Origin of the sequence: Shewanella algicola, assembly GCF_014648035.1 — a bacterium.
Lineage (GTDB): Bacteria > Pseudomonadota > Gammaproteobacteria > Enterobacterales > Shewanellaceae > Shewanella > Shewanella algicola.
In genome coordinates this window covers 1-22,242 of the sequence record NZ_BMQI01000004.1, presented here as the reverse complement: position 1 = coordinate 22,242, position 22,242 = coordinate 1, and the positions used below count along the sequence as shown (strand labels likewise).

20 protein-coding genes are annotated in these 22,242 nt (G+C 43.2%); 13 read left to right on the top strand and 7 right to left on the bottom strand.

Annotation, left to right across the window (positions count from 1 at the left end; all coding sequences use genetic code 11):
- The first annotated feature begins 142 nt into the window (after positions 1 to 142).
- The 3 genes from gshA (at position 143) to IEY42_RS02800 (ending at position 2,961) form a co-directional block, all read left to right on the top strand.
- Positions 143 to 1,768, top strand: a complete 1,626-nt coding sequence (gene gshA, locus IEY42_RS02810; protein WP_188923849.1) for a glutamate--cysteine ligase — start codon at positions 143 to 145, stop codon at positions 1,766 to 1,768.
- A 2-nt stretch (positions 1,769 to 1,770) separates the two neighbouring features.
- Positions 1,771 to 2,223, top strand: coding sequence for a hypothetical protein (locus IEY42_RS02805; protein WP_229779888.1), 453 nt, complete (start codon positions 1,771 to 1,773; stop codon positions 2,221 to 2,223).
- Between the two features lie 135 nt (positions 2,224 to 2,358).
- Positions 2,359 to 2,961 (top strand): transglycosylase SLT domain-containing protein, encoded by a 603-nt coding sequence (locus IEY42_RS02800; protein WP_188923848.1) that lies wholly within the window; start codon positions 2,359 to 2,361, stop codon positions 2,959 to 2,961.
- Between the two features lie 56 nt (positions 2,962 to 3,017).
- Here the strand turns inward: IEY42_RS02800 and IEY42_RS02795 are convergent, their stop codons facing one another.
- The 3 genes from IEY42_RS02795 to purE form a co-directional block, all read right to left on the bottom strand.
- Complete coding sequence (locus tag IEY42_RS02795; protein ID WP_188923847.1) at positions 3,018 to 4,598, bottom strand: methyl-accepting chemotaxis protein; 1,581 nt, start codon at positions 4,596 to 4,598, stop codon at positions 3,018 to 3,020.
- Between the two features lie 318 nt (positions 4,599 to 4,916).
- Positions 4,917 to 5,999 carry a 5-(carboxyamino)imidazole ribonucleotide synthase gene (purK, locus tag IEY42_RS02790; protein WP_188923846.1) on the bottom strand — a complete coding sequence of 361 codons (1,083 nt, stop codon included), beginning with the start codon at positions 5,997 to 5,999 and terminating at the stop codon, positions 4,917 to 4,919.
- The gene (gene purE, locus IEY42_RS02785) at positions 5,999 to 6,490 is read right to left on the bottom strand and encodes a 5-(carboxyamino)imidazole ribonucleotide mutase (RefSeq protein ID WP_188923845.1); all 492 of its coding nucleotides are present in this window, start codon (positions 6,488 to 6,490) and stop codon (positions 5,999 to 6,001) included. The genes purK and purE overlap by 1 nt, the downstream gene beginning before the upstream one ends.
- A 294-nt stretch (positions 6,491 to 6,784) precedes the next feature.
- Between purE and IEY42_RS02780 the strand changes: the two genes are divergently transcribed.
- The 4 genes from IEY42_RS02780 (at position 6,785) to IEY42_RS02765 (ending at position 13,530) form a co-directional block, all read left to right on the top strand.
- Complete coding sequence (locus tag IEY42_RS02780; protein WP_188923844.1) at positions 6,785 to 8,599, top strand: vWA domain-containing protein; 1,815 nt, start codon at positions 6,785 to 6,787, stop codon at positions 8,597 to 8,599.
- A 91-nt stretch (positions 8,600 to 8,690) separates the two neighbouring features.
- Entirely contained in the window at positions 8,691 to 9,236 is a 546-nt protein-coding gene (locus tag IEY42_RS02775; protein ID WP_229779893.1) for a sigma-70 family RNA polymerase sigma factor, read from the top strand.
- On the top strand, positions 9,236 to 10,093 hold the full coding sequence (locus IEY42_RS02770; RefSeq protein WP_188923842.1) for a hypothetical protein: 858 nt from the start codon (positions 9,236 to 9,238) through the stop codon (positions 10,091 to 10,093). Before IEY42_RS02775 ends, IEY42_RS02770 begins: the two co-directional genes overlap by 1 nt.
- Before the next feature lie 152 nt (positions 10,094 to 10,245).
- Positions 10,246 to 13,530 carry a S41 family peptidase gene (locus tag IEY42_RS02765; protein ID WP_188923841.1) on the top strand — a complete coding sequence of 1,095 codons (3,285 nt, stop codon included), beginning with the start codon at positions 10,246 to 10,248 and terminating at the stop codon, positions 13,528 to 13,530.
- Between the two features lie 186 nt (positions 13,531 to 13,716).
- Here IEY42_RS02765 and IEY42_RS02760 read toward each other — a convergent pair whose 3' ends face one another.
- Both IEY42_RS02760 and IEY42_RS02755 read right to left on the bottom strand, forming a co-directional pair.
- Entirely contained in the window at positions 13,717 to 14,157 is a 441-nt protein-coding gene (locus IEY42_RS02760) for an OsmC family protein (RefSeq protein ID WP_188923840.1), read from the bottom strand.
- Positions 14,158 to 14,351: 194 nt separating this feature from the next.
- Entirely contained in the window at positions 14,352 to 15,002 is a 651-nt protein-coding gene (locus IEY42_RS02755; protein ID WP_188923839.1) for a DsbA family oxidoreductase, read from the bottom strand.
- A 417-nt stretch (positions 15,003 to 15,419) separates the two neighbouring features.
- Here IEY42_RS02755 and hpf point away from each other — a divergent pair, with 417 nt between their 5' ends.
- Positions 15,420 to 15,776: a ribosome hibernation-promoting factor, HPF/YfiA family gene (gene hpf / locus IEY42_RS02750; RefSeq protein WP_188923838.1), complete on the top strand. Its 357-nt coding sequence runs from the start codon at positions 15,420 to 15,422 to the stop codon at positions 15,774 to 15,776.
- 63 nt (positions 15,777 to 15,839) lie between these two features.
- On the opposite strand, the gene IEY42_RS02745 is transcribed toward hpf, so the two are convergent.
- Positions 15,840 to 16,565, bottom strand: a complete 726-nt coding sequence (locus IEY42_RS02745) for a YebC/PmpR family DNA-binding transcriptional regulator (protein WP_188923837.1) — start codon at positions 16,563 to 16,565, stop codon at positions 15,840 to 15,842.
- 415 nt (positions 16,566 to 16,980) lie between these two features.
- Between IEY42_RS02745 and IEY42_RS02740 the strand changes: the two genes are divergently transcribed.
- Positions 16,981 to 17,229 carry a TIGR02922 family protein gene (locus tag IEY42_RS02740; protein WP_188923836.1) on the top strand — a complete coding sequence of 83 codons (249 nt, stop codon included), beginning with the start codon at positions 16,981 to 16,983 and terminating at the stop codon, positions 17,227 to 17,229.
- 45 nt (positions 17,230 to 17,274) lie between these two features.
- Here IEY42_RS02740 and IEY42_RS02735 read toward each other — a convergent pair whose 3' ends face one another.
- Complete coding sequence (locus tag IEY42_RS02735) at positions 17,275 to 17,859, bottom strand: TetR/AcrR family transcriptional regulator (protein ID WP_188923835.1); 585 nt, start codon at positions 17,857 to 17,859, stop codon at positions 17,275 to 17,277.
- A gap of 145 nt (positions 17,860 to 18,004) precedes the next feature.
- Between IEY42_RS02735 and IEY42_RS02730 the strand changes: the two genes are divergently transcribed.
- The 4 genes from IEY42_RS02730 to IEY42_RS02715 all read left to right on the top strand — a co-directional run bounded on the left by IEY42_RS02730 (position 18,005) and on the right by IEY42_RS02715 (position 21,484).
- A complete protein-coding gene (locus IEY42_RS02730; RefSeq protein WP_188923834.1) occupies positions 18,005 to 19,048 on the top strand; it encodes an alkene reductase in 1,044 nt (347 codons plus the stop codon).
- 231 nt (positions 19,049 to 19,279) lie between these two features.
- Positions 19,280 to 20,602, top strand: a complete 1,323-nt coding sequence (locus IEY42_RS02725) for a leucine-rich repeat-containing protein kinase family protein (protein WP_188923833.1) — start codon at positions 19,280 to 19,282, stop codon at positions 20,600 to 20,602.
- 146 nt (positions 20,603 to 20,748) lie between these two features.
- Positions 20,749 to 20,940: a ribbon-helix-helix protein gene (locus IEY42_RS02720; protein ID WP_011636565.1), complete on the top strand. Its 192-nt coding sequence runs from the start codon at positions 20,749 to 20,751 to the stop codon at positions 20,938 to 20,940.
- 199 nt (positions 20,941 to 21,139) lie between these two features.
- Positions 21,140 to 21,484 carry a zinc ribbon domain-containing protein YjdM gene (locus IEY42_RS02715; protein ID WP_188917732.1) on the top strand — a complete coding sequence of 115 codons (345 nt, stop codon included), beginning with the start codon at positions 21,140 to 21,142 and terminating at the stop codon, positions 21,482 to 21,484.
- The last annotated feature ends 758 nt before the right edge of the window (positions 21,485 to 22,242 follow it).

The following is a 22,242-nucleotide window of genomic DNA, read 5'->3' as shown; positions in this document are numbered from 1 at the left end:
TTGCCGTTTTTGTTTTTTAACGTCGTTAGCGCGATGTCTCGCTGACGTAGAGATACATTTTTTGCGAAATTAGTAACAATATCCTTTATTATCAGGTCTAGCTGTTTACTCGCAATGCGAATCCATAAAAGAGAGTAGTAAATTGAAGTCTTTCAATGAAAAAGTCGAACACTTAAACGATACTCAAGGCCGCGAGGCATTATTGGGCATGTTACGTGGTATTGAACGTGAAGCATTGCGTATTGACGATAACGGTCATTTAGCTCAAGACGAACATCCAAAAGCATTAGGCTCAGCCCTGACTAACTCGCGTATTACTACCGATTACAGCGAAGCATTACTCGAATTTATCACCCCAGTAAATCACAATATCGACGATTTACTCGAAGGGTTAACCCAAACTCATGCCTACGCAGTACGCAATCTTAATGGCCAAAAGCTGTGGCCTGTGAGCATGCCGTGCTATGTCGGCGATGTTGCCAATATTCCGGTTGCGCGTTATGGCAATTCTAATACTGGTAAAATGAAAACCCTATACCGCAAAGGGTTAACCCACCGTTACGGCGCATTAATGCAAATTATTGCTGGGGTGCATTTTAACTTTTCGGTTTCAAATGAGTTATGGCAGCGTCTGTATGATGACAAAATTGCTAACGGTAATGGCAATGCTTGCTGTAGCAAAAGTATTAATTTTGAAGACTTTGTCTCTGAATCTTATTTTGGACTTATCCGTAACTATCGCCGTTTAGTGTGGGTGTTACCGTATTTTTTTGGTTCATCACCTGCGTTATGTGGATCGTTTATTAAAGATCAAAAAGTTGATTTCGAGTTTGAAAAGACCGGTAAAGGAACCTTGTATTTACCTTATGCAACCTCATTGCGTATGAGTGATTTAGGCTACACCAATAAAGAACAAGACACCTTAAACATCAGCTATAACTCATTACCTGAATACCTCGAAGGTGTGGGCGCCGCGATTAAAATGCCGTCGAAAAAATTTGCCCAAATTGGTGTGAATGTCGATGGTGACTACCGTCAGCTTAATAGCAATATTTTGCAAATCGAAAATGAGTTTTATGCGCCAATTCGGGCAAAACGAGTGGCAAAATCAGGCGAAAAACCGTCGCAAGCATTGGCTCGCGCAGGCGTGGAGTACATTGAGGTTCGCGCATTAGATGTTAACCCATTTAGCCCTGTGGGTATTGATGCTACTCAGGTGCGCTTCCTCGACTTGTTTTTATTACATTGCTTATTGTCACCGTCAGAAGACACTGACGAAGCCGGCGAAGCTGAAATCGCTGCTAACTTAAAAGCCGTCGTGCTTGAAGGCCGCAAACCGGGTTTAACTTTGCAACGCAATGGTCACGCCATTGGTATAAAAGAGTGGATGCACGAGTTATTTTCTGAGCTATCAACCCTTGCTGTATTACTCGACGGTGAAGACAGTCATGCATATCAAACCGCATTAAACACCTGGGCAGAAGCCATAGATGACCCAGATAAAACCTTGTCAGGGCGTGTTCTTCACGAAGTTGTTGTAAAGGGTACTGACCACAGTATCTGGGTTCATCAGTTGGCAAAGGGTTATCATGAATTTTTGAGCCACTACCCACTGAGCGATGAAACTGAGCAATTCTATGCAGATGAAGCCAAAGCGTCGTTAGCAGAACAGCAAAACATTGAACAACAACCCCAAGACACCTTTAGTGAGTTTTTAAAACAATATTTTAAAGATGTCGTGCCAGCAGGCACTTTTGAGGCTAAGTAAGTATGTCTGGCAGATTATCCTGGCGAGACAAAACGCAAACTACCGCAATGTGTTTGGCATTTGCCATTTTGCATGGTTGCGCGTCTTCGCCTGATGATACTGTCGTTTGTGGCACTGTTTCGAGTTATCTCGAGCCAGATAACAGTGCCCAGCTTTATCGAGTCGTCGTGACTCATCTTGACGGTGTACCGGTTATTTCGCGGCCCAATTACCGCTTAACCCCAGGTAAGCATGAATTTACCGTTGCTGAACTGATTAATGCACCAGAGCTCAAAGTGTCACTGGCAGCACGTAAAGTGAAGGTATTGACTGTCGATGTGAGTGCTGAGCAGCGATACCATATTGCGGCTCAGTTTAATACCGACCGGATTTATATCGGCCGAAACACAGGGTATTGGCAGCCCATTGTGTGGCAAACTGAATCTCATCAATGTGAGATGAAATCGGAACCTTAATTGCATTAGTGGTTCATTGATGTAAAACTCATCGTATCATCATAGGCTTAGGTGGCTAAATTACCTGTCACTTTGTCTCAAATGTTATTTCTGGGTTAGCGACAACCGTTAGCCTCACGTGAAAACCGAGGTGTTATGAAGCGTTTTTTAGCTGTTGTTAGCTCTTTGTTATTACTGCAACTGTCTGGTTGTGCCACCTCTCCTCCGAAAGATCCTGATAATATCTGTGCCATTTTTGAAGAACACAGCGATTGGTATGATGCCGCCGTCGACACGCGTGAAAAGTGGGGCGTGCCAGTTCATGTTCCATTAGCCATGATGTACCAAGAAAGTTCGTTTAAACACGATGCCGCCCCCCCTATGGAATACTTTCTATGGATTATTCCCACTGGGCGAGCCAGCGATGCTTACGGTTATGCACAAGCGAAAACCATGACCTGGGACGATTATGTGCGCGAAACGGGCAACAGTTGGTCAAGCCGCAGCGACTTTGATGATGCCATGGATTTTATGGGCTGGTTTATTTATAAAACCCATAAAATTAATGGCGTGTCTAAATGGGATGCTAAAAACCAATATTTAAATTATCACGAAGGCTGGGGCGGTTATAAGCGCGGCTCTTACAAAGCGAAAAAGTGGCTGACTCCAGTGGCCAATAAGGTCGACCAGCGCGCCAAACGCTACGCAGCCCAATACGGTAAATGTAAAGATGATTTAGACTCATCCTGGTGGTGGTAACCTCTTGCGTAAAGCCGCGGCGTGCGGCTTTATGCAAAGATGGGGTTGTTTGTAGGTTATTGAGTCTTTTTAAAACTTCGCTTAAGAAACTGCTCAACCAATACAGTTTGCGATTCAAGCTTTTCAACTACACCTTGGCTGAGCCCAACCATATCTTTACCTAAGTCACTACTTTCATTAACCAATTGTGAAACATTAACAACGTTTCGGTTAACTTCTGTTGATACTTGAGATTGCTGCTCGACAGCACTTGCGATATGGTGAGTCATGTCGGTCATCATGCCAACAGCACTGCGAATTTCATTTAAGGCACTTCCTGCGCTTTCGGCTTGCTCAACGCAAACTGCTGCAGAGGATAATCCAGATTCCATACTGGATACCGCAGATTTAGTCCCTTGCTGAAGACTATTAATCATAGTGTGGATCTCAGTGGTAGAGACATGTGTTCGTTGTGCTAATGAACGAACTTCATCAGCCACAACGGCAAACCCACGACCTTGCTCTCCAGCTCTTGCAGCCTCAATAGCGGCATTTAATGCAAGTAAATTAGTTTGATCTGCAATTCCTTGAATAACATCTAAAACTGAACCTATGCTGTTACTTTGGTTTTCTAACTCAGCAATTACAGATGAAATTTTATTCAATTGAATAGACATGTCTTGTATGGAACTGACCATTTGTTTAACGATATCGTCACCCAGATTGGTTTGAGATGATGCATTTTCAGCAGCCTGTGCTGCGTCAGTACAATTAGCGGCCATATCAGTTAGCGTAGCGGTCATTTCTTGCATAGCCGTTGCGACCTGTTCAACTTCAGCCATCTGAGACTGACTGTTCTTCTGAATCTCGGTACCTTTAACGGCCGATATTTTGGCGCTATTCGAGGTTTGCTCACTTGAGTCAAGAGTGCGGCCTAACACCGCTTTTAATTCTGAAGCTTGCATTTGTAATGCTAAATCAATTTTAGCAATATCATCATTCTTGCCTGTATAAATAGGTGAGGCAATCGGGTTGTCATATATTTCACTTGCTTTATTTACAAGAGCATTAAAGCGTGCAAACCCTAATTTTAGGCCGATTAAACCACAAACAAAACTAAGTCCAAACAGTCCATATCCAATTGTATTAGCTTGGCTAGCTACAAATAACATAGGTAGCATAGCTAAGATAAAAATACTGTAAATTTTCAGTGGAAGAGTGAGTTTACTAGGTGTTACTGCACGCGTATCCCCAGCATTTAATTTAGCATAAACCTTTTCAGCCCGATTGACTTGCTCTTGAGTTGGTTTTGTTCTAATTGATTGATATTCAATTATCTTTCCTTTGTAAGATATAGGCGTAACAAAAGCATCTACCCAATAAAAATCCCCATTTGCACACCTGTTTTTGACCAGGCCTTTCCAAGGTTCACCTTGTTGAATGTGTTGCCATAAATCTTTAAAAGCATCTGTAGGCATATCTGGATGGCGAACCATATTGTGTGGTTGATTTAATAATGTTTGTTGATCAAACCCAGCAACTTGGCAAAATGAGTTGTTTGCATACTTGATGTGGCTTTGAGGGTCTGTAATAGAAAGTAAAATTGAATCTGCGGGGTAGTCATACTCTTTATCGGTAGTGGGTTGATTATTCTTCATTTATGCTCCAATGTTTGACCACCATCATCCTTGAAACGGTACAGGTTTATTATTTTAATAATGAATAACTATTAATCGTGGATGATTTTAGGTTATAAAAAGGAGGTAACACGTCAACCTGTAAAAGTTGTTAACTAACAATACTTAACTGTAATCAATAACAGAATAAGATAATTAACATCAGGTACTAACCTTATGCTACACCAAATTATTTTTTTGATCAGTTGATTTTTGAATAAGTGAAAAAATATTGTATACCTATGTTTTATAATAACAAAAAGGGGCTTAATGCCCCTTTTGGTTAGTTAAGATAATATATTAAGCAAACTCTGCCAAAATCCAATCTAAAGGAGCCTGGTATTGCTGTGGCATCCAGCTTTTAAGTTGGTTAATGCTGTCATCTAACATGGCTTTATTGTGCACAGACAAGTTTAAGTGACCCACCTTACGGCCGACTCGCACTTCTTTGTTGTACCAAAACAGTTCAGCATTTGGCAGGCTTAACCAACGGTCGTCTTTATCGATACCAATCAAGTTCACCATCACACATTGAAAGTTCACCTGTGGTTGATGCATTGGCAAATTACACAGTGCGCGTAAATGCAGTTCAAACTGATTGATATGACAGCCAGCCTGGGTCCAATGGCCTGAGTTATGCACTCTAGGCGCAAGCTCGTTAACCATAAGATGTTCGCCAACTCTAAAGCACTCCATCGCCATCACACCCACATAATCAAGGCCATTCATGACCTTGCTTAACATGGTTTCAGCTTCCGCTTGTAGCGGTGCTAAACGGCTTAGTGGCGCAATTGATGCCATTAAAATGCCGTCTTGATGTAGGTTGAGTGTTAAAGGGTAAAACAAACAACGGCCATCTTGGGTGCGCACGCCGACTAACGACACTTCTTCGTCAAAGTTAATCGCTTGCTCGGCAATAGCTTCATTGCGCCAATCATCAGGGATCGTGGTTGCTTCGGCTTGCTTTAACCAATGTTGACCTTTACCGTCATAACCGCCTGTGCGGCGCTTTAGCAATACTCGGTCACCATAAGCATTGTGCAGAGTGTCAGTGCTGGTGTTGTCATCGACAAGTTGCCATGGCGAGGTTGCTACCGACAATTCATCTAACAGACTTTTTTGCGTAAAACGGTCTGCTAAACGGCCAAAAACGGGGCCATTAATAAAATGCGGATGCTGGCTTAATTGCAAACTCAGTTGCGATTCTGGCCATTGTTCACGTTCAGCGGTAATGATGTCGTCTGCCAGTAGCGGTAATTGCGCATCAGTTGGGGTCATAATATCAACCGGGCGTACATTAATACCCAGTGGTTGACCAGCATGGCTGAGCATGGCACCTAATTGACCATCGCCTAATACCCAAAGATTTTTTGGCAAAGTCATTAGTCTTCTCTCGGATCGGGATTATCAAGAATAGAGCGTGTTTGCTCATCGCGAAAAGCCTCTAAGCGTGCGGCTAAATCAGCGTCGGTTACGGCCAAAATTTGGCTCGCGAGTAAACCTGCGTTAAATGCGCCAGCAGTGCCAATGGCTAGAGTACCAACGGCAATCCCTTTAGGCATTTGAACAATTGATAATAAGCTGTCCATGCCCGATAACGCCTTACTTTGTATTGGCACACCCAGCACGGGTAAGCGGGTTTTAGAGGCGATCATGCCTGGTAAATGGGCTGCGCCGCCTGCGCCACCAATAATGACTTTATAGCCTTTATCTGCAGCAGAACTTGCAAATTCCATTAGCTTGTCTGGCGTTCTGTGAGCTGAAACAACTTCAACATGATAAGGCACTTGGAGCTTATCCATTATTTCTGCGGCGGCTTCCATTGTCGGCCAATCACTTTTCGAACCCATTACAACAGCAACTAGGGCTTGCATGTTAACTCCTTAACGTACTTATTCTATTAGTATATTTTGTTAATTTATCGGGTAAATATCCCGAGCAATTAACCTCAATATTAAGGCGATAAAAAAGGGGCTAGATAATAGCATAAGCCGTGCGTGATTGGCTGCACTTCAGTGTTTCTTGAGGCTAACACTCAGTTTCTAAAAACGAAAACTCTTTTACTGTGGTTGTAGGAGGGCAATAAATATCATTTAAATAACCCTTTTTATATTTGCGTTCGTTATTAGTCAGTAGCGACATAACAAACAATTAAAAAGGGCACGATTATGAAGGATTATCAGCAAGCATTTAAGCAGCGTCTTTTGGCTGTCATTATCAGTGGCATGATGGTTAGCGGCTGTGCGCAAGAGTCACACGATTCTGTTCAGCCAGAGCTAGCGCAGACTGACGCCACAACGAGTGCACCTGAGCTTATAGCTGCAAAAAAAGACTCACCCGTGAACGACTATCAATTAAAACCCCAACAGGCTGAAATGATGGTTTCAGCTCAGGGACAAGCTCATCGATTGGTTAAACAGCGCCAACAATTGAGTGAAGCGAAAGAGATGGCCAATATCATGCCAATGCATAGCAATATTCACCACCTTGTTTCTGCGCCTATCACTAATGATAAGTTTGCCACCTTAGTGCAAAACGGCAATATGGTAGTGAGTGAAACACCGGTATCGACCTTTTCTATTGATGTTGATACCGGCAGTTACAGCACCACTCGCAGACTAATTAACCAAGGCCAATTACCGGCTAAAAACAGTGTTCGAGTTGAGGAGCTGATTAACTACTTTAGCTACGATTACCCCGCGCCAATCGATGCAGATGTGCCCTTTAATGTCACCACAGAATTGGCGCCATCGCCTTACAATCAAGACACGCAATTATTACGCATTGGTATTAAAGGCTATGATATTGCCGCTGACCAACTCGGTGCCAGTAACCTAGTGTTGTTGTTAGATGTGTCTGGGTCAATGTCATCAAACGATAAACTACCTTTGCTTAAACAGGCGCTGTTGATGCTTAGCCAGCAATTGTCGGCGCAAGATAAGGTCTCGATAGTGGTTTATGCCGGTGCCAGTGGAGTGGTACTTGATGGGGTTGCAGGTAATGACTTTACTACCATCAGCCGTGCGCTTAATCAGCTCAACGCGCAAGGCGGCACTAATGGCAGTCAGGGCATCCAGTTAGCGTATCAATTAGCACAAAAGCATTTTATTGAAGGTGGCACTAATCGAGTTATTTTAGCCACCGATGGCGATTTCAATCTGGGAATGACCGACCATCAGCACCTGGTGGATTATGTGGCGGCTCACAGTAAAACAGGTATCGGTTTGTCGACATTAGGTTTTGGTTTAGGCAACTATAATGACCATCTATTGGAACAGTTATCAAATAAAGCCAATGGTCAATACTCCTATATTGACACCTTAAATGAGTCGCGAAAAGTGCTGGTAGATCAACTCAGCGCGACGTTATTAACCATTGCCCATGATGTCAAAATACAAATTGAATTTAACCCCGCTGTGGTATCTGAATACCGCTTAATTGGTTACGAAAACCGCTTATTAAACCGCAGCGACTTTAACAACGACGCTGTTGATGCTGGTGAGATTGGTGCGGGTCACAGTGTCACCGCGTTATACGAGTTACGCTATAACGACAGCCAAAACAAGCTGGCTGATCCGCTGCGTTACTCTGCATCAATGGCTACTGATGCTGATGTTTCGATAAATAGCGATGAAGTGGCTTTTTTAAAATTGCGTTATAAAGCCATTGGCGGTCAAGCAAGCCAATTATTAACTTACCCCATCACTAAACAGCAGCAATTAAGCCATTTGCACCAAGCCAGTGATGATTTACGCTTTGCCGCAGCGGTGGCCGGTTTTGGTCAATTGCTGAACCATAATAATTATGTCCACGACATTGATTATGCTAAGTTAATTACACTTGCCGAATCTGCAATGGGCCAAGACCGTTTTGGCTATCGCCATGAATTTGTACAGCTATTAAAAACCGCCAAGGTGCTGTCGATGCAGTCAGCAGAGGCGATGCCGCCAAGTCAGGTTGCTAAGCGGGTTAACCCACATTAAGGATAAAATGGTGCCAACACTCACTCAGTCAAAAGATGCACAGCCAAAGGATGACACTTTAGTGCCTCAAGTCGGTAGTGACGAGCAGCTTATGCTCGATTACCAGGCTGGCGATATCAGTGCATTCGAAACCCTATATCGCAAACACAAAGGCCCTTTGTATCGCTATTTTGTCCGCCAACTACATGATCAACAATTGGCCGAAGACTTATATCAAGACACCTGGAGCAAGGTGATGAATGCGGCGGCGCAATATCAAGTTAAAGCCAAATTTACTACCTGGTTGTATAAAATTGCCCATAACTTGCTGATTGATCATGTGCGAGTGGTTAAGCCACTCGATAACATCAGTCCACTTGCCGATGAGCAGCAAATGGATAGTCTTGAGGCTGACAATCTCAATGCGCCTGAGCCGCAATTACAGCAACAGCAGCAACTCAATATGATGAAAGCCTGCATTGCCCATTTGCCCGCAGTGCAAAAAGAAGCGTTTTTGCTCAACATTGAAATGGGCATGACCGCGGCGATGATCAGCGACATTGCCGATGTAACATTAGAAGCGACTAAAAGTCGGATTCGTTATGCTTATCAGAGTATTAAGCAATGTATTGCTCTTAAATTGCAGGAGACAAGGTAATGAGTCAGCAACAAGATGATGCAGAGTTCACTGCATTACAAACTGAAATCAAACAAGCCTATCATCAGCAATCGATGGAACAACCTTCAGCTGAGTTAGACGAGGCTATCCTGGCAAAAGCTAGAGCGGCGCGTCATGTGGTCGCTAAACAAAGCGGCGTGACTAAATCATTGTGGCAACGCAATGCTTGGTTATTTTCAACAGCGGCATCTGTGATATTGGTGGCAGGGTTGTTTATTTTAAACCCGAGTTTACAACAACAGGTTGGCATAAACCTTGAGCAAGGATTGCCTGAACAGCAAATGGACGCTCAACAGTTTGATGTTGAAAACGTGATGAGTAAATCATCAAGTGAAACGATTCGTAATGCAGCCGTTGAACAATCAATTGTCGTTGAAGGTATGTCAATGCGCACAGCGTCACCAAAGCTAGAGCAGGCTAGTCCAGCTTCTGTAAGTGATGAGGCTTTAATCGACAATACGCTCACGGGCAAAATGCAGATGCAAGAGGCTTCCCAGCAAGCGTTAGTGGAATCGCAAAAACAAGCCAAAGCGGCTAAACAGGCTACCGCCGCTGAAGCTGCGCAGCTTAAAGCCGCAGCGCTGCCCATACGCCAGCAAGAAAAAGAGTTTAAACTGATGAAGCAACAACTTGAAAGTAATCCAAAAGGTCATATTGAGCTTGATACCGCCGAAGTCGCGTTTGCGCGATTACAGGCGTTAATGGCAGACAATAAAATCAAGCAAGCTGAAGGTTATATGATAACCATGGAGCAGCGCTTTCCTGAGCTATTGAGTCCTGTTCATCCACTTTATGAGCAATATCAAAAGATTAAAGCACAGCTCACCTCGCAATAATGGATAAACTTCAGTGAACAAAAGCCAACGGCTAAGCAATAATTGCTTAGCCGTTTTTAGTTACATTTTTGTACTGCAAAAAATGACATAACTCTGATAACGTGAACAAATAATGAAAAGGCCATAGACCGATATAAAGGAAATACTTCACCATGAAACTTCGCCGATCTGTAACGCATTGTATGTTAGCTTTAGGCACATTAGCCTGCTCATCAATGATATTCGCCAATGCCTCTAATCAAGGCTATTACCGCGCGCCTGCGCTGCATGATCAAACGCTAGTCTTTACTGCAGAAGGCGACTTGTGGACCACACAACTTAATCAAACTAAAGCCAGTCGCTTAACTAGCCTTACAGCCGAAGAGCTCGATGCCACGATTTCTAAAGACGGCAAATGGGTGGCTTATACCGCCAATTATGAAGGCGCAAACGAAGTGTATGTGATGCCTATTACGGGCGGTGTGGCAAAACGCGTGAGCTTTGAAAACAGCCGAGTGCGCCTGCAAGGATGGACTGCTACAGGTGAGGTGTTGTATTCCACAGATAACGCTTTTGGCCCCGCTAACTTTTGGGTGCTCAAAACCGTTAACCCGCAAACATTAACTGTTACCGACCTACCATTAGCCGACGCTGTTGAAGGCGCCATCGATGATAAAGGCGAGTATGTATACTTTACTCAGTTTGGTTTACAGGTGAGTGGCGACAACGCCAAAGTGTATCGCGGCGGCGCCAAAGGTGAAATTTGGCGTTATAAAATGGGCAGCAAACAAGAAGCGCAACAGTTAACCACAGCTCATGAAGGCTCAGTAAAACAGCCGATGGTATGGCAACAACGAGTGTATTTTGTCAGCGACCAATCAGGTAATGATAATATTTGGTCAATGAGTATTGATGGGACAGACATCAAACAGCATACCCAATACACCCAATGGCAAGTGCGTGATGCCCAACTTGATAATGGTCGCATTGTATTTCAACAAGGCGCCGACATTAAGTTACTCAATTTAGACGACATGGCCGAAAGCATCCTGGATATTGAGCTCACCAGTGACTTTGCTCATCGCCGTGAACAATGGGTTAATGACCCAATGGATTACGCCACCTCGACCGTGTTTGCTCAGCAAGGTGATAATGTGGTGATTACCGCGCGCAGTCACGTAGCGGTTGCTAGCAACGACGGTCGCCGTTTGGTGCAAATAGACTCACCCGCAAATAGCCGTGTGCGCGATGCGCTTTTAAGCAGCGATGGCAAATGGGTTTATGGTATTAGTGATGCGTCTGGTGAGCAAGAAATTTGGCAATACCCAGCAGACGGCTCTGCAGGGGCAAAACAGCTGACTAAAGATGGCAATACCCTGCGCACCAGTTTAACGTTATCGCCCAATGGCCGTTATTTAGCGCACGACGATTACATGGGCAATGTGTGGTTATTGGATTTAACTCGCAGTAACAACCAAAAAATTATCGAAAATGGTGAAGGCCTTGGCCCTTATCAAGACATTAAATGGTCTGGCGACAGCCAATTTATTGCGTTAACCAAATTAGAAATCGGCAAGCAACGACCGCAAATTGTGTTGTATTCTGTTAATGAGTCTAAAGCCCAAACCTTAACCACAGATAAATATGAGTCGTTTTCGCCTAGTTTTAGCCATGACGGAAAATGGTTGTACTTTTTGTCTAACCGCGAATTTAAAGCCAATCCAGGCTCGCCTTGGGGCGACCGTAACATGGGGCCCATTTTTGACAAGCGTACCCAAATATTTGCCTTAGCGTTAGATGCTAAAGCGACGTTCCCATTTGCAAAACCCACTGAGCTTACCGTTAACAACGGCGCAAAAAAAGCCGATAAAGCCGGTCAAGATAGTCCAGCGAAAACAAAAGTCGACTGGGACGGATTAAATCAGCGTTTATGGCAGGTGCCAGTAGATGCCGGCAACTACAGCAGTTTAACGGCAACTAAAGATAAGCTGTATTTATTGGACGGTAGCCAGGATAAAAGCGAATTAAAGCTGGTTAAGTTTGATGCACAACAGCCAAAAGTTGACACCTTTAGCGACGATGTTGGCCAATATGCCTTGGCAAAAGATGGCAGCAAACTCATGCTGCGTAAAAAAACAGATCCTAAAAGCATCATGATTGTCGATGCGGGCGATAAGTTACCGAGTGACGTATCAAACGCTAAAGTCAGCACCGATCAATGGCAGTTAAGTATTGCACCACAACAAGAGTGGCAACAGATTTTTGAAGATGCCTGGCTTATGCATCGCGACTCGTTTTTTGACCCTAAAATGCGCGGTTTAGATTGGCAGGCTGCCAAAGCTAAATACCAACCACTGGTCGACAGGCTCACCGACCGAAATGAACTTAATGACATCTTTGTGCAAATGATGGGTGAGCTTAATTCACTGCACTCACAAGTGCGTGGTGGCGACATTGACAAAAATACCGATGCGGCCAAAGCCGCAGCGTTAGGCGCAAGGTTAACGCAAACCGATAAAGGGGTGGTGATCAGCCACATTTACCAAACCGACAACGAGTTGCCTTTGTCTGGTTCACCGCTTGCGCGCATTGAAGTCGATGCCCAAGAGGGCGATGTCATTCGTGCTATTAATGGCAAAAAGGTCGACACCGTTGCTGATGTGACTCGATTACTGCGTAATCAAGGCAATAAACAAGTGCTATTAGGGCTTCAACGTGGCAAAACGGCTCTTAATACCGTGGTGACACCACACGATATAGGTACCGATGCCAAGTTACGTTACCTTGATTGGGTTGAGCATAATGGGGTCAAAGTCGCTAAAGCTTCTAAAGGCAATATTGGTTATTTACATTTGTATGCCATGGGCTCAGGTGATATTGAAAGCTTTGCCCGTGAGTTTTATACCAATTACGACAAAGACGGCTTAATCATTGACGTGCGCCGTAATCGTGGCGGTAACATCGACAGCTGGATTATCGAAAAACTGCTGCGTCGTGCCTGGGCATTCTGGCAACCAACCCATGGCAGTACCAATGCAAACATGCAACAAACGTTCAGAGGCCATTTAGTGGTATTGGCCGATCAAATGACCTACTCAGACGGCGAAACCTTCTCAGCCGGTATTCGTGCGCTTAATATTGCCCCTATTATTGGTAAACAAACTGCCGGTGCAGGTGTGTGGCTGTCGGGGCGTAACTCTGTTACCGACAAAGGCATGGCGCGAGTGGCCGAATACCCACAGTATGCAATAGATGGTCGCTGGATTGTTGAAGGCCACGGTGTTGAGCCGGACATTGAAGTTGATAACCTCCCTTACGCGACATTTAGTGGCAAAGATGCTCAGCTTGAGGCGGCAATCAGTTATTTAAAAGATGAGTTGGTACAACAACCTATTGCGCCGTTACAAGGGGGGCCTATGCCAAAAGCAGGTAAAGCTGACGATATAAAAACCAAATAGGGTTAGTGTTAGCCATGCTTGCAAGCAAAGGGTAAGCACAGTTTGTAAGTACTAGTTTGTAAGTAACCTTATCCGCGAGTTCAGGTTAAGTAAAAATGTCCCTGCCAAATCCAATTTGGTAGGGGCATTTTTATCTATGATGAAACATGAGCTTGGTATTAAACCTAACGCGGGTTAATGCGTTGTTTAGTTGGTTTTAATCTCAACTTCACAGGCAACTGAGTTAGCAATAAAGCAGTTTGCATGTGCTTTTTCATGTATTTTATCTAAGGTTTCTTGGGTGACTTCAACACCTTCAGCAAAGGTCACGGTTGGCTCAAGTGTCATTTTAACCACCGCAATCTTACCTGCTTCATTTTTGCCTAAATCGGCAGTGGCATGGTCAACATAGCTCAACACGGGCAGTCGCTTTAAATGTGCTATCGCTAAAAAAGTCAGCATATGACAAGATGATAATGCAGCTAATAAGCTTTCTTCCGGGTTCACTTTGTCGCCATTGCCTTTATATTCAGGCGCCGATGATGCGTCGATGGTTTGTCCTGTGCCAAATTTGACCTGATGGTCGCGATTAAACTCACCTTCCTCACTGGGTGAAGACTGCCAATTTACCGTTGTTTTAAAACCCATTCTGTACTCCCAAAGCCACTAAAATAGTGGTTGTTTATAACGACTCAATGTACCGTTTAATATCAGAGCGAAGGTGAGTGAAACGATAACTTATCAGGCTAGATTCAACACCAAGTGCTAATGAAAGTCTTTGATGCTGATCGAAAAAAACACTTTTAATCCGCTGTTCGTCATTAGGCATAGGCTAATTTGAGTTATGCCGCGTCAGTAGTGAGCTTAGTGATTAACTCAGCAATTGTAGCGGGTTCTTGTGCGCCAGAGACTAGATACTGCTGATTAAACACGATGGCCGGCACAGCTTGAATACCGCGACTAATCCATAATTGCTCTTCTTCTTTGACCGCTTTTTCATAACGTTTGTCGGTCAATAGCGCTCGTGCTTCAATTGCATCTAAGCCTACGCGGTTGGCGGCTTCAACTAGCACTTCAATGTCATCTGGGTTCTTCTGCTCGGTAAAGTAACTGGTGAACAACGCCAGTTTTAGCTCTGTTTGTTTACCAGATTCAGCAGCCCAATACAGCAGCTGGTGGGCGAGTAGGGTGTTATAGATACGTGATGAGTCTGAAAAGTTAAATTCAAAACCTAAATCCGCCCCCATTTGAGTGAGCCGTTGTCTGTTTTGTTCACTCTGCTCCGGTGTTGAACCGTATTTTTCTGCAATGTGTTCACCTAAATGTTGACCCTCTGGCCCCATCGCTGGATTAAGTTCAAATGGGTGCCATTGCAGTGTCACATCAAGATCGTCAAATTGGCTTAAAGCTTGTTCAAGACGGCGATAACCGACAATGCACCACGGGCACATTACGTCTGAAACGATGTCAATTTGGAGTGATTTTGTTGCCATGGTAGTTCCTATTAATGATTAATTCGACTTAATTTAGCTAAACCTAAAAAAATAAAATTGTTATATTTGCTTATAAATTAACTGCTTTTAGCGGTTAATTGATGGGTTTATCACCATTTGCATAAACAACACAAAAGTTGCAACCAATGGGGCTAAAAATGTGTCTATACTTAAACAGTAATCTGATGTTTAATCAATGCAAGGGTTAGGTCTATTTGATATAGCCCATGCGAGTTGGTTTTAATCATATTGGTCTTGATGCTCGCGTCACATGATCAAATTAACCACTTGTGATATTGCCCACATGCCCCATATCTAATTATGTATGCATGCATTTGTACAACGATGTTATTTATGTCAGCATGCAATAGAACCACGCGATATATTTGGCAAGTAAAATTCTGTTAAGGACAATCTATGAAAATAAATCTTTCTGGTCACCATGTTGATGTTACTGATACTGTCAAACAACACGTAGAAGAAAAATTCGCAAAAATAGCTAGCCATTTCCCAACGCTTATTTCGCTAGATATCATCATCGCTAAAGAGCATGGCGAATATGATGTTGAAATTCGAACCAACTATGAAGGAACTCGAATTGCTGCAAAAGGTAACAACGCAGTAATGTATCCAGCCATTACTAGCGCTGCTAAAAAATTAGATGCCGCACTGAAACACCGTAAAGGCCAACTTAAAGCAGATTTACATGAAAAGCCGGACGTCACGGCGCCTGAAATTGCTTATGAGAAAGTACAAGAGATGGACTTACGTTAATCCACTGGCTCACTAACAAAAAACGCAGCTCAAGGGCTGCGTTTTTTATTTCAAAAATAATAGTTATTCTTCGTCGCTAAACTCTGCATTGTGGTAAACGTTTTGTACGTCGTCACAATCATCAAGAGCGGCTAAGAATTTTTCAAAGCTTTCCACATCTTCGCCAGTTAGCTCAGTCATCGTTTGTGGTACAAATGCTAAGTTTTCAACCTTAAAGTCAATTTCAGGGAAGGCTTCCGTTAAGGCTGTACGGGCATTGTTAAACTCAGATACAGGGGCAAAAACACTGATGATGCCATCTTCTAACTCTACGTCGGTAACATCAACATCAGCCATCATGAGTAATTCAAGAATCGCTTCATCGTCTTCGCCTTCAAACACAAATACAGCCTGGTGTTCAAACATATGGCCAACAGTACCAGGGCTACCTAATTTGGCGTCGTTTTTAACGAAGGCCTGACGAACCTGAGTAAAAGTGCGATTACCGTTGTCGGTTAGACAGTCAACAATCACCATACAGCCGCCAGGGCCAAAACCTTCATAACGGGCGGTATCATAATCTTCACCACCACCACCGCGTGCTTTTTCAATGGCTCGTTCAATGACGTGTGCTGGTACTTGATCTTTTTTCGCTCGGGCAATTAAGCTACGCAATGCTAGGTTGCCATCGGGGTCAACCCCTCCTTTAGCGCAAATGTAAATCTCTTTGCCGTAACGTGAGTAAATACGTGTCTTTTGGCCAGCGGTTTTCGCCATGGACTCTTTTCTATTTTGATATGCTCTGCCCATCTTAATCTCGTTTTATAAATGTTTAAGGCTAAAAATTGTCATCGATTCTAGCAGGAATATTGGGTGCTGTTTAGGTACAGGTTCTAAATTTTGCATAATATAGGCTTGATAATACGATAATTAACATTACTAAGGCCGTCGCGAAGAGTGTGAGCAATCTAGAAATACTCATCTTCACACATCTGATGTGTTAAGTTTATGTATCAAGTGAACGGATTCGATTATACAATTTACAGATGTGTTATCAATGATAACCAAGAACAACATAAAAGGAGAAAGGACTTCTCTGTGAGAGATACTCAAACTTTGATACCTGAGGATCGCTCCTTATTTTACCTTGAAATGTATTGATTATTTGCAACTATCAATATCATTTCTACACTTAGCATATAATGCTGGAAATGAGAGTCCTATTATGAAATCCGAATCTGCTGAAGCAGTTCAAGTACAAAATGCGACAGTCACCGTGTTATTTTACGATGCTCCTGCAGGTCTTGAAATGTACAACGCTGTATTGACTGATCTGCAAGTCAGTCAATCTGGGCGAGTCATGATCCCTGAGTCATTTCGTCGAGGTAAGTCAATTATTGCTGTACTCGAAGGTGAGTGCACAATATTGAATTCGTTAGGTGAGCGTGTTTATTCGCAGCGCACTGTTGGTTAATCACTCAACATGATTAATAATAAAAAAGACACGCAAGTGTCTTTTTTATTGTCTGATTAAATCCGCTAACAGTTTGTCTGCTAAGGGTTGTAATACTTCTACATCAGGTTGGGTGTTCGCTACCGTTCGTAATCCGTAAATCCCCATCACTAAATACTGAGCTAAAAACTGGCTATCGCTCTTTTGCGGGATAAGTTGTTGTGCTTTTGCAGTATCAAATACTTGCGCTATTGATTGATGCCATGACTGTAGAAATTGACAAGTGATTTGTTTAATCTGCTCATCTTGCTCACCCATTTCACTTAACGATTTAGTCAATAAACAGGCTTTGGTTGCATCACCACTTAAACACTCTTGTAATATTTGCGCGAGATAATCACTTAAGTTATCTACTGTAGAGTGGTCATTGGCAAACAGTTGCTTAAATTGATCAGTCCGATCTTGTTGATATTGTTCTATTGCGGCAATGAATAAACCTTTTTTATTGTCAAAGGCACAGTAAATCGACCCAGGATGTAATCCTGTTGCTTTAGTGAGATCTTGCATGCTGGTTTTCGTGTACCCATTCACCATAAAGGTACACATTGCCGCACGTAATACTCGTTCTCTATCAAATTCAGCGTGTCTCATATTCTGCCACTTAAAGTTAATAACAAAGTGCAATAGCTCATATTTTCTGAGTCTATCCAAATTTGACCGACTATTCAAAAAATACTTGAATGTATATTCAAATATCATTATTCTTGAATGTGTATTCAATTAAGGAGATCGTCACATGACGGCAAGTTTATTTACACCATATAAACTCAATGACACCCTAACATTATCGAACAAGATTCTAATGGCGCCATTAACCCGTTGTATGGCAGATGATGACTTGGTCCCTACGCAGCAGATTGCCGATTATTATGCGCGTCGTGCTGAAGCCGGGTTAATTATCAGTGAAGCGACCATTATTCGCGCCGATGGCCAGGGTTATCCAAATACTCCAGGTTTATTTACCCCTGCACAAATTGATGGCTGGCGTGTCGTAACAGACGCTGTGCACAAAAATGGCGGTAAAATATTTGCCCAGCTATGGCACACTGGCCGCGTGGCTCACCCACACTTTTTTGGCGACGGTGACGTATTATCATCTTCTGCTCAAGCGGTTGAAGGCACAGTGCCAAGAATGCGCGAATTGGTTTACCAAACACCAAAGGCTGCGACGTTAGAAGACATTAAGCAACTCGTTAGTGATTATGCACAAGCGGCAGCCAATGCCATTGATGCAGGGTTTGACGGCGTTGAAATTCACGGCGCGAATGGCTATTTAATTGACCAGTTTTTACATCACGACAATAACCGTCGTGAAGATGAATACGGCCAAACTCCTGAAAACATGTCACGCTTTGCGTTAGAAGTGGTCGATGCTGTTATTGCGCGTATCGGCGCAGATCGCACAGCATTACGTTTGTCTCCAGGTGCTTATTTTAATATGGCTGGTGACTCTCGTGATCGTGCAGTTTTTGATTATTTATTACCTGAGGTGGCTAAGCGCAATTTAGCGTTTTTACACGGCGGTATTTTTGACGACTCAATGGAGTTTGATTACCTAGGTGGCAGTATCTCGGCTTACCTTCGTAGCGTTTACACTGGCACATTAGTGGGCGTGGGCTGTTACAGCGCAGAAACAGGCAGTGCTGCAATTGAAGCGAATAAGTTTGATTTATTAGCTATTGGTCGCCCGTTTATTGCTAACCCAGACTATGTGGCAAAGGTGCGTGACGATGATGAGTTAGTGGCTTATGCCGACACCATGTTAACTGAATTGATTTAAGTTTTTGTTGTTTGCGTGGCTAATCCTTACGGATTATATAAGCGTATTTTTGTAGGAATCCACTTGTTGTCATGCTAATGCCAATGAGTGGCGCTAAATTATCAACCCCAATTTGTGTTTTTAGCGTCCGTCTTGGCCACAGCCTTTGCTGTGGTCTTTTTTTTGCCTTAAATTTGTCTCCCTGAGAGCAGTCTATTACTATGTCGACATTTTTCGGTACAGAGAAGCGTTATGCATACATTACAACAACTCAATGATGGTTTATTACAAGGTGCTCAACGGGTCAAAATTGCCCAGGGGTTGCGTGAGTTCCCAACTAAACTATTTGAGTTAGCTGATACGCTTGAAGTGCTCGATTTAACTGATAATCAATTGTCGTCGCTACCTGACAACTTTGCCGATCTACATCAATTAAAAATCCTGTTTTTGTCGAATAACCTGTTCGAACATTTACCTGATGTACTGGGCCAATGCCCCAATTTAGAAATGATTGGTTTTAAAGCCAACCAAATTCGAACGGTTTCAGACGCATCAATCCCAAAACAAACCCGCTGGTTAATTTTAACCGACAACCAGATAGAGCAATTGCCTCACAGTTTGGGCCAGTGTTATCGCCTTGAAAAACTGGCATTAGCCGGTAATCGTTTAACTTCATTGCCGGCCAGTATGGCAAATTGTCATCGATTGGCTTTACTCAGGTTGTCTGCCAATCAACTTGATGCGTTACCCCAATGGTTATTTGAACTACCAAAATTGGCCTGGTTGGCTTTTTCTGGTAATCGTTTTAGTCATGTTGAGCACTGTGATAACACGCGAGTCCCTACAGTACCGTTACAGCAATTTCAGTTAGGTCAATTGCTCGGGCAGGGCGCTTCTGGATTAATTTATCAAGCATCACATATGGCTTTGCAGCACGGAACGGCTGCATTTAGTTATGATGATGAGGTCGCTATAAAACTGTTCAAAGGCATGATCACCAGCGACGGATACCCTGCAGACGAGCTTGATTGCTGCTTAACCGCAGGGGAGCATCCTAATTTGATCAATGTACTGGCGCAAATTAACCAGGCCGATCAATTAGGCTTAGTGATGCAACTGATCCCGCCAAGTTACGCCAATTTAGGCTTACCGCCATCATTGCAAACCTGTAGCCGCGATACTTTTGAGCCAAACACCCGCTTTAGTGAGTCTCGTATTATTAACATAGCGACCCAAATGGCCGATATTTTGGCGCATTTACATCAAAATGGAATTAGCCATGGCGATATTTATGCCCACAACACCATGATAAACCCGCAAGACAATGTGTTATTTGGCGACTTTGGCGCCGCCTCCAACTTAAACCAGTTCAGTTTCGAGCGTCGTGTGTTAATGCAAGCTATTGAGGTGAGGGCGTTTGGGTACATGATTGAAGACATGCTCAATCTGATTGAGCCCCCTCACAGCACCAAGGCGCAAGCGCTACACCAATTGGTGCAAGATTGCTTAAAGCCTAATTTAAACGCCAGACCGAGTTTTATTGAGCTTAAACAACAATTAGCTAACATGGTTTAAGCTACCACTATGATTGTGCTTAGCAATGTGACTCGTACAGCTACGCGGCATGCTGAGTCCCCTTGAATATCCACTGTGAAATATGGCCTTTAACTTAACACTGCATTATAATCAAATTATCATGTTGTAATTAAAGGTCATCACCAGTGGAAAACAAAACTGCCCGTTTTACTGTACTAATGGACCCGCTAAAAAAGCAGGCATTTGAGCAATTGTGTGCGGCACAAGATCTCACTCCATCACAAGTTACCCGTCAGCTTATTCGTGAATACCTTGAAAAACACGATGTCAGTTTTGGTGACAATCAAAGCCGACCGAACCCGCAAGTTAAAAGCTAATCTATCGTTTTTACGGTGGAGTGTGAGCTGAGCCTAACGGCTTAGGCTAGTCAATTTGTGATAATAGCATTATAATGCGATTACAATTTAAGGTGAGGTGGTTTTAGTGGCTATCTCATGCCAATCGATAACGCTTTTTGAACAATGCCTTAGTGCCTTTATCTTGTTCGATATAAGCTAAAATACAGAGAGTGAATTTATGAGTGATGTCATCCCGCCATGCCCAAAGTGTGAATCTCCTTACGCTTATTCAGACGGTACATTATTAATTTGCCCAGAATGCGCAAATGAGTGGAACCCAAATGAAGAAGTGGTTGATCCAGACGCCATCATTTTAAAAGATGCCGTGGGTAACCTATTGGCAGAAGGCGACAAAGTGACTTTAATCAAAGATCTTAAAGTTAAAGGTTCATCACTTGTGCTGAAAGTTGGCACAAAAGCCGTGATCAACCGTTTTGTTGACGGCGACCACGACATCGATTGTAAAGTTGATGGCAACGGCCAAATGATGTTGAAATCAAAGTTTGTTAAAAAACAAAGTTAATTGATTGACTCAGTCGCTTTAGGTTACCCACGAGTGAGCTAAAGCCTGATGTATAAAAATCCCCGCTGATAGTAATATCAACGGGGATTTTTTATGGACGCCAGTTCAAGTCCCGCCGCCACTAACGTCGTGGTGCTTCGCCCACACCAGAGCAAAGGGGTAAAGCGCTTGTACCCCTTTGCAAACCCTCAGCGTTCCGGCAACATTTTCGCTTTTTAACCAAACAACGGCAGCGAAAAAATTGCGACGGAAAATTATCGAGCTTTTAACTTCGTCTGAGGTTCTTCGGCCTAATTCGAAAATGCTAACGCTTCAGATGGGGCGTCCCTTCCCCTCCAAAGCTAGCTGGCCGTCCATGGCCACCTCACGTCATTTTCTTCAACGGCCTCAAGTTCAGAGTAGAATTTAAGCATTTGAAAGCCATGGTTAACTCGTTTTTGGGCTGAGATACGTTTGAGAGACAAGTTTGAACTGATTTTATAAAAGTTTACTCTGACCCCACTAAATGAATACACAGCTAATCCAACAATACTCTTTAATAGCGTTGAGTCCTCATAGGCAAGAGTATCATATCAATTTCTTAACAAGTCACGCCCTTTCAACGGTTAGGTTGAAATGACGAATCCATCACATAAGAAAATGTATGCTAAATAGAGATAAATAAAACATGGATGATTAAATGCACTGACAAGGAGCGGCGTTTTTCAAGGTAGTTGTCGCCTAAGCTGTTAAGCTGCTTCTTTTTTGTTCTCTGGGTT

Bases quoted from the DNA above. Each gene is read 5' to 3' on its own strand.
- IEY42_RS02805 (WP_229779888.1), top strand. From the start codon at position 1,771: ATGTCTGGCAGATTATCCTGGCGAGACAAAACGCAAACTACCGCAATG.
- IEY42_RS02800 (WP_188923848.1), top strand. From the start codon at position 2,359: ATGAAGCGTTTTTTAGCTGTTGTTAGCTCTTTGTTATTACTGCAACTG.
- IEY42_RS02795 (WP_188923847.1), bottom strand. From the start codon at position 4,598: ATGAAGAATAATCAACCCACTACCGATAAAGAGTATGACTACCCCGCA.
- purK (WP_188923846.1), bottom strand. From the start codon at position 5,999: ATGACTTTGCCAAAAAATCTTTGGGTATTAGGCGATGGTCAATTAGGT.
- purE (WP_188923845.1), bottom strand. From the start codon at position 6,490: ATGCAAGCCCTAGTTGCTGTTGTAATGGGTTCGAAAAGTGATTGGCCG.
- IEY42_RS02780 (WP_188923844.1), top strand. From the start codon at position 6,785: ATGAAGGATTATCAGCAAGCATTTAAGCAGCGTCTTTTGGCTGTCATT.
- IEY42_RS02775 (WP_229779893.1), top strand. From the start codon at position 8,691: ATGCTCGATTACCAGGCTGGCGATATCAGTGCATTCGAAACCCTATAT.
- IEY42_RS02770 (WP_188923842.1), top strand. From the start codon at position 9,236: ATGAGTCAGCAACAAGATGATGCAGAGTTCACTGCATTACAAACTGAA.
- IEY42_RS02765 (WP_188923841.1), top strand. From the start codon at position 10,246: ATGAAACTTCGCCGATCTGTAACGCATTGTATGTTAGCTTTAGGCACA.
- IEY42_RS02760 (WP_188923840.1), bottom strand. From the start codon at position 14,157: ATGGGTTTTAAAACAACGGTAAATTGGCAGTCTTCACCCAGTGAGGAA.
- IEY42_RS02755 (WP_188923839.1), bottom strand. From the start codon at position 15,002: ATGGCAACAAAATCACTCCAAATTGACATCGTTTCAGACGTAATGTGC.
- hpf (WP_188923838.1), top strand. From the start codon at position 15,420: ATGAAAATAAATCTTTCTGGTCACCATGTTGATGTTACTGATACTGTC.
- IEY42_RS02745 (WP_188923837.1), bottom strand. From the start codon at position 16,565: ATGGGCAGAGCATATCAAAATAGAAAAGAGTCCATGGCGAAAACCGCT.
- IEY42_RS02740 (WP_188923836.1), top strand. From the start codon at position 16,981: ATGAAATCCGAATCTGCTGAAGCAGTTCAAGTACAAAATGCGACAGTC.
- IEY42_RS02735 (WP_188923835.1), bottom strand. From the start codon at position 17,859: ATGAGACACGCTGAATTTGATAGAGAACGAGTATTACGTGCGGCAATG.
- IEY42_RS02730 (WP_188923834.1), top strand. From the start codon at position 18,005: ATGACGGCAAGTTTATTTACACCATATAAACTCAATGACACCCTAACA.
- IEY42_RS02725 (WP_188923833.1), top strand. From the start codon at position 19,280: ATGCATACATTACAACAACTCAATGATGGTTTATTACAAGGTGCTCAA.
- IEY42_RS02715 (WP_188917732.1), top strand. From the start codon at position 21,140: ATGAGTGATGTCATCCCGCCATGCCCAAAGTGTGAATCTCCTTACGCT.